Origin of the sequence: Polynucleobacter acidiphobus (assembly GCF_003065385.1) — a bacterium.
Taxonomy (GTDB): Bacteria; Pseudomonadota; Gammaproteobacteria; order Burkholderiales; family Burkholderiaceae; genus Polynucleobacter; species Polynucleobacter acidiphobus.
The window spans coordinates 1839445-1851737 of the sequence record NZ_CP023277.1 but is presented as its reverse complement, the minus strand read 5'-3'; the positions used below and the strand labels follow the sequence as shown (position 1 = coordinate 1851737).

General features: G+C 48.5%; 10 protein-coding genes and 1 pseudogene. 9 read left to right on the top strand and 2 right to left on the bottom strand.

The features are described 5' to 3' along the window. The first annotated feature begins 183 nt into the window (after positions 1-183). The 7 genes and pseudogenes from rpmH to AOC32_RS09895 all read left to right on the top strand — a co-directional run. Positions 184-318, top strand: a complete 135-nt coding sequence (gene rpmH, locus AOC32_RS09710; protein WP_108509260.1) for a 50S ribosomal protein L34 — start codon at positions 184-186, stop codon at positions 316-318. A gap of 4 nt (positions 319-322) precedes the next feature. Beyond that, positions 323-637 carry a ribonuclease P protein component gene (locus AOC32_RS09705; RefSeq protein WP_234409755.1) on the top strand — a complete coding sequence of 105 codons (315 nt, stop codon included), beginning with the start codon at positions 323-325 and terminating at the stop codon, positions 635-637. Beyond that, positions 634-882, top strand: coding sequence for a membrane protein insertion efficiency factor YidD (yidD, locus tag AOC32_RS09700; RefSeq protein WP_108509258.1), 249 nt, complete (start codon positions 634-636; stop codon positions 880-882). Before AOC32_RS09705 ends, yidD begins: the two co-directional genes overlap by 4 nt. 2 nt (positions 883-884) lie before the next feature. Beyond that, positions 885-2603: a membrane protein insertase YidC gene (gene yidC, locus AOC32_RS09695; RefSeq protein ID WP_108509257.1), complete on the top strand. Its 1719-nt coding sequence runs from the start codon at positions 885-887 to the stop codon at positions 2601-2603. 21 nt (positions 2604-2624) lie between these two features. After that, a complete protein-coding gene (gene mnmE, locus AOC32_RS09690; RefSeq protein ID WP_108509256.1) occupies positions 2625-4007 on the top strand; it encodes a tRNA uridine-5-carboxymethylaminomethyl(34) synthesis GTPase MnmE in 1383 nt (460 codons plus the stop codon). A gap of 100 nt (positions 4008-4107) precedes the next feature. Beyond that, positions 4108-5976 carry a phosphoenolpyruvate carboxykinase (GTP) gene (locus AOC32_RS09685; protein WP_108509255.1) on the top strand — a complete coding sequence of 623 codons (1869 nt, stop codon included), beginning with the start codon at positions 4108-4110 and terminating at the stop codon, positions 5974-5976. Positions 5977-6008: 32 nt separating this feature from the next. Next, positions 6009-6968: pseudogene (locus tag AOC32_RS09895) on the top strand (FAD-dependent oxidoreductase); the annotation flags it as partial. Between the two features lie 80 nt (positions 6969-7048). Here AOC32_RS09895 and AOC32_RS09675 read toward each other — a convergent pair. Together AOC32_RS09675 and dprA are read right to left on the bottom strand one after the other, a co-directional pair. Beyond that, positions 7049-9673 (bottom strand): DNA topoisomerase III, encoded by a 2625-nt coding sequence (locus tag AOC32_RS09675; RefSeq protein ID WP_108509253.1) that lies wholly within the window; start codon positions 9671-9673, stop codon positions 7049-7051. A gap of 203 nt (positions 9674-9876) precedes the next feature. Then, on the bottom strand, positions 9877-10572 hold the full coding sequence (gene dprA, locus AOC32_RS09670) for a DNA-processing protein DprA (protein WP_108509252.1): 696 nt from the start codon (positions 10570-10572) through the stop codon (positions 9877-9879). 71 nt (positions 10573-10643) lie between these two features. Here dprA and def point away from each other — a divergent pair, with 71 nt between their 5' ends. Together def and fmt are read left to right on the top strand one after the other, a co-directional pair. Further along, positions 10644-11159 (top strand): peptide deformylase, encoded by a 516-nt coding sequence (def, locus tag AOC32_RS09665; protein WP_108509251.1) that lies wholly within the window; start codon positions 10644-10646, stop codon positions 11157-11159. A gap of 10 nt (positions 11160-11169) precedes the next feature. Then, entirely contained in the window at positions 11170-12156 is a 987-nt protein-coding gene (fmt, locus tag AOC32_RS09660) for a methionyl-tRNA formyltransferase (protein ID WP_108509250.1), read from the top strand. Positions 12157-12293 lie beyond the last annotated feature (137 nt).

Sequence of the window (12293 nt, the reverse complement as noted above, 5' to 3'; positions counted from 1 at the left end):
TCCACAAGCAAAAATACAGGGGATAAGTTGTGGATAAGTTGTGTGCAAATAGCACTTTTTTATTTAAATCAGACACTTGGGAAATTTAATGAAAATAATTCAAAATAATTAGGCAAAACCCGGATATAAAGTTGACGCTATCCGCACAAATAGAGAAAATAGAGGGTTTTCTTAGGATCAATCATGAAAAGAACATACCAACCATCTGTAACGCGTCGCAAAAGAACCCATGGATTTCGGGTTCGCATGAAAACCAAAGGTGGTCGCGCCGTACTCAATGCGCGTCGCTCCAAAGGTCGTAAAAGACTCGCAGTGTAATGAATTGAAATCGGCACGCATCCAGGCGCTTTTACAAACTAGGCCAACAAGCAGCGGAGCCTGGGCTATTTATGCCGAACCAAAGAACGAGCCCCCCCTCGATCTTGGTCTTGCAATTGCAAAAAAATTTGCCAAACGAGCTGTCGATCGCAATCGCCTTAAAAGAGCGGCGCGAGAGCTGACTCGCAACAGGGCCCCCGTTAATTTCGTAGAGCTTGTCATTCGGCTAAAGCAACCCGTGGGCCGATCCACGCGTGGAAGGCTTCGTAACCCCGAATACCAAGAGCTTAAGAGCCAACTGCAGGGCTTGATTTCATGAACCGATTATTGGGCTATCTAGTAAGGGCGTATCAACTCACCCTGTCGCCTTTTGTGGGCGGACAATGCCGTTTTGTGCCGAGCTGCTCGGATTACGCATGCGAGTGTCTAAAGAAACACTCCACCTTAAAAAGCATCGGTAAAATCAGTTGGCGAATTTTGCGATGCAATCCCTGGTCAGCCGGCGGCTACGATCCAGTCGATCACGAGCAAAAGAAACAAAACTTAATTCAAACAAATCACTAACTATGGACATTAAGCGCACACTCCTTTGGGCGGTATTAACGATTTCGGGCTTAATGCTCTATAACAATTGGCTGATCTATGATGGTCGACAGGCGCTCTTTGGGCCCACACCCTTAATATCTTCTGGCCAAGCACCAGGCCCGGCGCAGGCATCCGAAAGCCTGCCGCCTCCAGCAAGCGCATCGCAAGCCCCAGCCGCCACCCCACCCCAGCCTCAAAAATCAGCCGACCTTCCCAAGGCGGAAAGTTTGCCCACACCTCAGCAGGCCCCAGTTTTTAATGCGGCCAATTTAGCCTCTGGCGAAAAACACACCATCAAAAACGATGTGTTGGAGCTCGAAATTAATGCCACAGGCGCAAGCGTCATCAGCGCAAAACTGTTGAAACAATTAATGCCCGACCAAAAACCGGTCGCTTTATTACAAATCACGCCACAGAATCAATATTTTGTTCGATCGGGCCTTATTTCAGCGGGCAGTAACGAATTACCAAACCATACAGTTTCCTTTGCAGTTAGCAAAAGTGGTCGTGTCGATAATAAAAATTTTGTCACCTTTGTGAATGAGCGTGGCGGGGTTCGTCTTGAAAAAACCTATTATTTGGTGGATGGAAGCTATGTTGTTGAGGTTGAACACCGCATTACCCAGCTTAATCAATCCAGTGGTGGCGGTCTGGTCCTTTACAACGAAATCGTGCGGGACAGCTCGGCCGTTAGCGATAGCGAGTTCTACAGCACCTTTACTGGTCCAGCGCTGTATACCGATAAAGACAAATTCATCAAGATTAGTTTTTCTGATATTGAAAAAAATAAGGCAGATATCCCCAAGCAAATCCCTGCTGGGGAGCCCGGCTGGATTGCCATGGTGCAGCACTACTTTGCAAGCGCCTGGATACCAAGTGATAAATCGGCCAGAGATGTGTATGTTGGAAAAGTGGAGCAAAACCTGTTTCGAATCGGTCTACAAATTCCGATTGCCGCAATTGCGGCGGGATCCAGTTATGTTGAAAGCACACGCTTGTTTATCGGCCCCCAAGAGGAAACACTCTTGGAAAAAATTGCTCCAGGCTTTGACTTAATCAAAGATTATGGCTATCTCACGGTTATTGCTAAACCCATTTTTTGGCTCTTAGAACAAATTCATTCCTACGTTGCCAATTGGGGCTGGTCAATTGTTATTCTGACTTTGATCATTAAATTAATTTTCTTTCCACTTTCTGCGGCTAGCTATAAATCGATGGCGCGCATGAAAGAGGTGCAACCAAGATTAATGAACCTTCGCGAGCAATTTAAAGGCGATCCGCAGAAGCTAAATCGCGCGATGATGGATCTTTATAAGCAAGAAAAAATTAATCCTTTAGGGGGATGTTTGCCGGTGGTCGTACAGATCCCTGTTTTTATTGCTTTGTATTGGGTCTTGCTTTCGTCGGTTGAAATGCGAAATGCCCCATGGATTCTTTGGATTAAAGATTTGTCAGTGCCCGACCCCTATTTCATTTTGCCAGTCATTATGGCGGTATCGATGTTTGTGCAAACGCGCTTAAATCCCACGCCACCCGACCCACTTCAAGCAAAAATTATGCTGTGGATGCCGATCATCTTTTCCGTCATGTTCTTTTTCTTCCCGGCGGGACTGGTGTTGTACTGGGTGGTTAACAATATTTTGTCAATTGCTCAGCAGTGGCAAATTAATCAAATGTTTATTAAGCGACCGGCCAAGTAAGCGGTCAAAGGACGGGGTTGAATGCATAAAAATCCCATTGCTGCGATTGCAACCCCTCGGGGCGCAGGCGGCGTTGGGATTGTTCGTGCCTCTGGCCCCGATCTCAGTGGGCTTGCCAAGGCGCTTCTTGGCGCCGAGCCGAATCCCCGTTTTGCCCATTACTTGGTTTTAAAAGACGCGCGCCAAGAGCAAATAGATCAAGTTTTATTGTTGTACTTTAAGGCGCCCGCCTCATTTACTGGTGAGGACGTGCTTGAACTTCATTGCCATGGCGGACCGCGCGTCACGCAATTGGTCCTAAATCGCATCATGGAGCTTGGGGTCCCCGACGGGATCATGCCTGCTGGGCCCGGCGAGTTTTCGTTGAGAGCGTTTTTACATGGCAAGATTGATTTGGTGCAGGCCGAGGCCATTGCAGACCTCATTAATGCACAAAGCGACGCATCTTTGCGAGGCGCAAACCTTTCATTGCAGGGACGCTTTTCCGAACGAATTAATCAATTGATTGATCAAATCACACAGCTACGAATTTTGGTTGAGTCAACCCTTGATTTTCCTGAAGAAGAAATTGAGTTTATTGAGGCAGCTAACGCAAGACAGCGCCTTGAAAAAATCATGAACGATCTGGAGCAAATTACTCAAACTTCGCTCCAAGGAAAAATTTTGCGCGATGGAATTCGTCTAGCGCTTGTTGGCCCCCCAAATGTTGGTAAGAGCTCTTTATTAAATGCATTGGTGGGAGAAGAAAGAGCAATCGTCACGCCAATTGCTGGAACGACACGCGATCGAATCATTGAAAATATCTCGATCGATGGCATACCCGTGCATGTGATTGATACCGCCGGTATTCGGGAGTCTAATGATGTTGTAGAGCAAATCGGTGTAGCCCAAACTTGGGATGAAATTGCCAGAGCCGATATCGTTTTATTAATACACGATGCTACACAGGCGCCCGAAGCAAATTTTGTAGATATTGAGAAGGCGGTCAGGGAACGTGTACATCCAGGCGCTCATGTTCTGGATGTGATGAATAAGCTGGATTTGTTAGAGGGCCAAAAAGAAGGTCACCCAAAAATCGGGCCAGGCGTAAAACAAATTTTTATATCAGCAAAAACGGGCGAAGGCATCAGACAGCTTCAACAAACCATTTTGCATTTTGCAGGATGGGAAGGAAACGCAGAAGGCGGTATTTATACTGCGCGCTCGCGCCATCTTCGCTCCATTGCGCTTGCAAAGGACCACTTACAAAAAGCCATGACGCATGGATTTGGTGGCAATCGCGCCCTGGAATTGTTTGCCGAAGAACTGCATTGTGCTCAAAATGATTTAGGCGAAATTACTGGAAAACTGCTGCCCGACGACCTATTGGGCAAGATCTTCAGTGAGTTTTGCATTGGCAAATAAGCCGTCAATTTGATGTTACACAAATGTTAAAATTGTTATAAATTTTGCTCACGCATTAAATAATCTTGTTAAAAATTAAACGGTTACGTTTGAGGGCCCCATGAATAAACCAGCCAATCCCGCCACAGTGAATCTAAATGTTCCAGCGTATGTAAAGAACGCAAAATTGATTCAATGGGTTGAAGAAGTTGCCTCCCTAACCCAGCCCGATCAGATCCATTGGTGTGATGGTTCTCAGTCCGAATACGATGCGCTGTGCGAGTTGTTGGTTAAGGCCGGCAGTCTGAAGAAATTGAATCCGCAAAAACGCAAGAATTCGTATTTGGCGATTTCAGACCCGATGGACGTGGCGCGTGTTGAGGACCGAACCTTTATTTGTTCAACTCATCAAGAAGACGCGGGGCCAACCAATAATTGGGTGGATCCCAATGAAATGCGCGCAACCTTAACCCCGCTGTTTGAGGGTTGCATGCGGGGCCGCACGATGTATGTCGTTCCTTTTTCAATGGGCCCCCTCGGATCCCCAATCGCACATATTGGTGTTGAGCTGTCCGATAGTCCATACGTAGCAATTAATATGCGCATCATGACGCGCATGGGCAAATCGGTTCTCGAGCTTTTAGGGACCGATGGCGAATTTGTTCATTGCGTTCATTCGGTTGGCAAGCCATTGGCTCCCGGAGAAAAAGACGTAGTTTGGCCTAATAATCCCACGAAATATATCGTTCACTATCCCGAAACACGAGAGATTTGGTCGTTCGGTTCGGGCTACGGTGGCAACGCTCTTCTAGGAAAAAAATGTTTTGCTTTGCGAATCGCCTCAACCATGGGTCGCGAACAAGGATGGTTGGCAGAGCACATGCTGATTTTAGGCGTCACCTCCCCTGAAGGAAAAAAATACCATGTCGCAGCAGCCTTTCCATCGGCCTGTGGCAAAACCAATTTCTCAATGATGATCCCACCCAAAGGTTTTGAGGGCTGGAAGGTAACCACAGTTGGCGATGATATTGCTTGGATTAAACCTCGCAAAGATCCAAAAACTGGGCAGATACGTCTTTACGCAATTAATCCAGAATCGGGCTACTTTGGCGTGGCCCCTGGCACCAATCGAGAGACCAATGCCAATTGCGTTGACTCCCTAAATGAAGATGTTATTTTTACCAACGTAGCGCTCACCGATGACGGCGATGTGTGGTGGGAGGGCTTAACCGAGACACCACCAAGTCACTTGATTGATTGGCAGGGCAAGGATTGGACCCCCGAAGATGGCAAAGCCGGCCGTTTAGCCGCGCACCCCAATGCACGCTTTACTACAGCAGCCATTAATAACCCTGCGGTTGATCCAAATTGGGATAATCCAGAGGGCGTTCCACTAGACGCGTTTATTTTTGGAGGCCGTCGCTCAAATACAGTTCCTTTGGTTAGCGAAGCTCGAAACTGGACCGAGGGCGTTTATATGGCTGCAACCATGGGCTCAGAGACAACTGCTGCTATTACCGGTAAGGTTGGCGTTGTGCGACGCGATCCGTTTGCGATGATTGCATTTGCAGGCTACAACATGAGCGATTATTTTCAGCACTGGCTCAATGTGGGCAAGAAGCTCGAGGCAGAAGGCGCCACTTTGCCAAAAATCTATTTAGTGAATTGGTTTCGCAAAGATGAAAATGGTAAGTTTATTTGGCCAGGCTTTGGAGAGAATATGCGCGTTTTGGCCTGGATCTTGGGCCGTGCCGAAAACAAAGCTGGCGCAACCGAAACCCCTCTTGGCCTATCGCCAAGTCATGCAGATTTCAATTGGAATGGTTTGGCCTTATCGCCTGAGCAATTTAATCAGTCGACTGCGGTACGTGCTGATGATTGGAAAGTCGAGCTGGATTTGCACCAAGAGCTTTTTGATAAATTGGCTAACCGCCTACCAAAAGAGTTGCTCGAAATCAAAACCAAGATTGCTAATCGCTTTCAAGCATAAGCGGCTTGCTTTCAAAACCGGTTGATGTTTTGGTGATCGGTGCTGGCATTGCTGGCACCTCGATTGCTAATCAATATCGTCGCCTTGGCATCTCGGTGTGTGTTGTCGATAGTGCATCCGGACCAGGTCAGGCAACATCAGCCCATGATGGTGCGATTACCCACCCAGCGCTTGGCCGCACAGCCAGCAGGTTACATCGTTTAGCCTTGGCCGCCTATCGGATGGTTGAGCTTGACTGTGCTGATGCATGGGACCACCGCGGTGTTTTTGCCCTTGCCAAGATTGGGACGCCCTTTGATGAAGAGGCATTGCAAAACAAATTAATTCAATTGGGCATTACAGCTGATATTGGGGAATATGTTTCGGCCGAGGCTGCACGAAAGCGTTTTGGGATTGAGCGCGCCGGCGTTTGGTTTTCTGGTGCTGGCTCCCTAAATCTTGCCACGCTATGTAAAGAGCGAATTCTGTCTTGCGGGGGATTACAGACCATTTGGTCCAAGACCATTGAATGTCTTGAGCGCAAAGGCGATCTCTGGCGCGCGTTGGATAAAAATGCCAGCTGCATAGTGACAGCAAAAACAGTTGTTCTTGCAAACGCATTCGGTGCTCAAGATCTTTTGACCCCATTTGGTCAAAAGCTTTATCTAAAGCCTGTACGAGGCCAGCTTAGTATTTTTAGAATCGACCAACAGACCGATCTCTTAGAGCACATCCCCAGAATAAATTTATCGGGCGATGGCTATTGCACCCCTCCGGTTTGGAATCCAGAGACCCAATCGTATCGTTGGTTGGTTGGCTCGACCTATGATGAGAATCAGAATTCCACACAAGCAAGTGCCGCGAGTGACGAACACAATCGCCGCTTGGCAGCAGGACTACTGAGGCCACACACAATTGATCCGGCTAAGCTAACGGTGGCCGATCAATTTGTTGGGGTGCGCTGCGTCAGTAAAGACCGTCTGCCGATCATAGGGGCTATTTCGGGTCTACCAAACCTGTATGTAGCCACCGCCCTTGGCTCACGCGGATTGCTTTGGTCAACACTTGCATCGGCCATTATTCCGGCCCTTTCTCATTCCTCGGGCTTTGCTTTGGAGCGACTTGCGCGCTTTGGCTTAGATCCTGAATCGCTTTCACTCTTATCGCCCACCCGCTTTTTGGCAGGTGCTTTGGCCTCAAACTCAAAACCAATTTTCCCTTTGGGATCTAGGGCTAAATAAGCCTTAAAGCCGCGCCCGGTGCGATTGGATTTAAAGTTGGCTAAAAGGTCAGTTTTGCCTTCTTTTAATAGCTTCTTAATTTGATCGGAGCTTACTTCTTGCTGTAAAACGACTTTGCCAGTTTTAAAGTCACAGGTTTTGGCAGGGCCCGTATTGTGTTCGCAAACATAGCGCATGCCGTCCTCGTAGACCGCGCCAGAACATTTTGGACAGACTCCAAGCGCTTCTTTGCCGGTGAAGTCAACCGCTTCCTCGTCCTCTCCCCCTGAGTTACCAAAGTCAAACTCTAACTTGAAGCCCGCATTGGGATAATCCGCATCATCAAGCGGTATTTCTGTAAGACGAATAATTGCCGCAAAGGGCCTACCCATCTTGCTGCGAAAGCCCTGTAAGGGCCCGATGGTTTTTTCTTTGAGTAACGATTCAACCTCGTCGTACTCAAATGCCCGACCACCCGGGGTTTTACTAATCGTAAAACCGCAGGATTCACAAGCAAAGCGTCGATAGTTTTCTTTGACAGCCTTGCCACAATGCGGGCAAGGGGTTTTTAAGGTTGCATAGTCGCCTGGAATGGTGTCGCTATTAAATTCTTTTGCGCGCTTAACAATTTTTTGTGTCATTTGCGCAATTTCTTGCATGAAGGTGTTGCGATCAAGCTTGCCTTCTTCAATGAGCGCTAGCTTATGTTCCCAGGTTCCAGTAAGGTCAGGCTGGGTGAGCTCAGCAACATCTAGACCGCGCAAAAGAGTCATCAACTGAAATGCTTTTGCGGTTGGTATTAACTCTCGGGCTTCACGAACGATATATTTTTCTGCTAACAGACCCTCGATGATCGCAGCGCGTGTCGCGGGGGTCCCAAGACCCTTTTCAGCCATTGCTTCACGCATTTCGTCATCATCAACCCATTTCCCGGCGCTTTCCATCGCTGACAATAATGTTGCTTCGCTGTAGCGCGCTGGCGGCTTCGTTTTTAATGCGACCAGCTCAACGGTTTCGTTTTGAACGGATTCATTTTTCTGGACGGGTACGAGCTCATCGTCTGCTTGAGACGATTTGCCATAAACAGCCAACCAGCCCGGTTCAACCAGGACGCGGCCCTCGGTTTTAAATTGGTGACCAGACACTTCGGTGATACGGGTGGTGACCCGGTATTCGGCGGCAGGATAAAACACTGCCAAGAATCGCCGAACCACTAGGTCATACAGCTTTTGCTCTGACTCGCTTAAATTTTTAGGCGCCTCGAGCGTAGGGATGATGGCAAAGTGATCCGATATTTTGCTGTTATCAAAAATCCGTTTGTTGGGCTTAACCCACGATTTTTTACCATCGCCCTTGAGGATTGCGGCTGCAAACGGCTGGTACTCTTGAGCATTCTCACCAAGCTGCTCAATGGTTTTTTGAACCGTATCCAAATAGTCTTCAGGCAGGGCGCGCGCATCGGTTCTTGGATAGGTTAGGACCTTGTGGCGCTCATACAGGGCCTGTGCAAGCCCCAAAGTATTTTTAGCTGAGAAACCGAAGCGAGCGTTTGCTTCACGCTGCAAACTGGTGAGGTCAAAAAGTTGGGGTGCCAGTTGGGTGGCGGGCTTTGATTCTTCAAAGACACTACCCTTTTTTCCTCGACAGGCGGCCACAATGCTCTTAGCCGCAGCTTCGCTCCAGAGGCGATTTTCTCGTGCATCAGGATCTGTGGGATCCTTTTTAAAATCGGCATTGATCCAGCGACCCTCATAAACCCCGGCCGCGGCAATAAACTCAGCGCGCACCTCCCAGTAGTCTTTGGATACAAACTTCCGAATCTGTTCCTCGCGCTGAACAACAATCGATAGGGTTGGTGTTTGAACCCGCCCAACCGTTGTTAGAAAAAACCCACCACTCTTACTATTAAATGCAGTCATGGCTCGGGTGCCATTAATCCCCACCAACCAATCGGCCTCTGATCGGCAGCGCGCCGCATCAGCCAGTGGAATTAACTCATCGTCCGAGCGTAGCTTATTAAATCCTTCCCGAATCGCAGCGGGTGTCATGGATTGAAGCCATAGGCGCTCAATTTTTTGCGAGGCTTTGGCGTGCTGCGTAATCAAACGAAAGATCAGCTCACCTTCGCGACCCGCATCGCAGGCATTAATAATACGATTGACGTCTTTGCGCTTAATGAGCTTTTGTAAGACCTTCAGACGAGATTCCGTTTTCGCAATCGGCCGCAGATCAAAATGGGGGGGAATCACAGGCAAATTAGCAAAGGACCACTTGCCACGTTTGACTTCATACTCGTCAGGGGCAGCAATTTCAAGAAGATGGCCAACTGCCGATGAGATCAAAAAGGAATCGTTCTCAAAATACTCATCATGCTTGGTAAAACCGCCCAGGGCTTTAGCAATGTCGTTTGCTACTGATGGTTTTTCAGCAATGATGAGCGCTTTTGGGTGCTCGGCGACTAAATTTTTTTTGCTGCTCGACTTTGTACTGGTTGCCACACTGTGCCTAATTAAAGTAAGTTTTTTGCGCCCTTATATGGACCAAAAGGAAGACTAATTTAAACGGTTTTTTAAAAGAGCCCGCCTTCACCCCTTTTTTATTATTAGCCCAGGTCTTTGTAAAAAGTCAAACAAGCTCCCAGGCCAGTAAGCTCAAGCCATAATAAAATTGTTTAAATTCAATAACTTAGATCAATTTACCCTCAATGGAGGCGGATATTAGGTAATTCTTCAAGCACATCCTGAGCGCTCCTAACCAATTTTGCCCCCTCCTGAATGAGTTGGTGTGACCCCTCAAAAAGGGGTGATGTAATCGACCCGGGTAAAACGAAAACCTCTCTTCCTAGCGAACTTGCTAAATAGGCTGTAATTAGAGACCCTGATTTTTGGGCGGCCTCAATCACCACAACCCCCAAAGAGAGAGCGGCGATGATCCGATTGCGCCTTGGAAAATGAAAGCCTTTTGGGCTGGTTCCTGGGGGGTATTCGGAGAGTAGTAAGCCTTGTTGTGCGATACGAGTTGCTAGTTCGCGATGTTCGGGTGGATAGGTCCGATCGAGCCCGTTCCCACAAACCGCAATGGTTTTACAGCTTCCCCCGATGTCCAAGATGCTCCGGTGGGCGGCGCTATCAATCCCGTAAGCCATCCCAGAAATAATGTGATAACCGGCAAGACCCAGTGCGCTGGAAAAGTGCTGCGCTAATAAGAGCCCAGAGGACGACGCCTTGCGCGCCCCGACAACCGCCAGCATCGGCTGGCTTAGTAACCCAATGTCTCCCATATAAAAGAGCCTTTTCGGTGGGTCATTTAGATCCAATAAGCGTTTTGGGTAATGCGGAGATCCTTGCGAGATCGATTGAATTTGAAAATCGGCGCTTGCTTGGAGTTGCTTGTGCATCCCTCATTGTTGCGATAGTGAAAAAACTTCACTAGAGGGCCAAGCGGATTTGTTTGTAAGATAATTAGGATATGGCTGTCTTACCTATCCTTCATTATCCCGATCCACGCTTGCATAAGGTTGCCAAGCCGGTAGCCGCCGTGGATGAGCGCATTCAAACCATTGTCGCGAACATGGCCCAAACCATGTATGAGGCTCCGGGTATTGGACTTGCAGCCACTCAGGTTGATATTCATGAGCGCATTATTGTGATCGATACCTCCGAGGAGCGCGACCAATTAATGGTGTTTATTAATCCAGAGGTGGTGTGGGCGAGCCCCGAGAAAAAATCATGGCGCGAGGGGTGCTTGTCGGTCCCTGAATTTTTTGATGAGGTAGAGCGCCCCGAGCGAATTCGGGTGAAGGCTTTAAATCAAGATGGCAAAGCATTTGAGCTTGAGGCCGATGGTTTGTTGGCGGTTTGTTTGCAACACGAAATGGACCACTTGCAAGGCAAGGTATTTGTTGAGTATTTGTCACCCTTAAAGCAGAGCCGGATTTCAGCAAAACTCAAAAAGCGGGCAAAAGAAATGGTTGGTCTTCGCTAAGCGAGCCATCATGAAAATTATTTTTGCTGGCACCCCAGAGTTTGCCGCCACTGCATTGGCCGCGATACTTTCAGCGGGTCACGAAGTGGTGGCTGTTCTAACCCAGCCCGATCGTCCCGCGGGCCGCGGTTTGCAATTACAAGAGAGTCCAGTCAAGCGTCTTGCGAAGGCTAACCATATTCCAGTAATGCAACCACAAAGCCTGCATTTACAGAATAAGGACGAGAAGCAATTAAACGAGGCTCAGCAGATCCTGGCCGCATTAGACCGGATGGATTTTGAGGCAGTCGTCGTGGTTGCCTACGGCCTTATTCTGCCAGCGGCATTCTTGGAAATGGCAAAGCACTCCGGTCGCAGGGGCTGTTTTAATATCCACGCCTCACTATTGCCGCGTTGGCGCGGGGCGGCCCCCATTCAGCGAGCGATTGAGGCTGGTGATACCAAGACCGGGGTAGCCATTATGCAAATGGAACCCGGTTTAGATACTGGTCCCGTCTTAATCGATGAAGCATTGTTGATCACAGATGACGACACCGCGCAGACTCTCCATGACCGCTTAGCGCACCTAGGAGGCGAGCTGATCGTTCAGGCCTTGAAATTAATTGCCGATACCCCCGACTTAATATTGCGTCCGCAGGATTCAAACAAGGTGACGTATGCACACAAGATTCTGAAAGCTGAGGCAAAACTGGATTGGGCAAATGCTGCCGAGCTGATTGATCGCAAGGTACGCGCTCTCAATCCGGCGCCTGGCGCAAGCACAGAGTTGGATGGCGAGCTTGTGAAAGTGTGGCTCACTCGCATTCCGAAAACCCCAAAAGGCGCGGTTGACGCAAGACCCGGCACGATTTTGGGAGAGGGCGAACAAGGGGTTTTGGTCCAGTGCGGAGATCGTGCGATTGAGCTTCTTGAGATGCAAAATGCTGGGGGCAAAAAGCTCACAGGCCGGCAGTGGTTTTTGGGAAGGCCCAAAGATAAGACACAATGTTTTTCATAAGAAGATGTGAGGGGATTTCAAACAGGATCGTTTGAAAATAATGGAGATAAGGCGATGATCAATTTAGTCAACATAGCGATCCTGATGGAAATGCCGAGAACGGGAAGTCATCCTGCCTAAGATCTCTAATCATGATG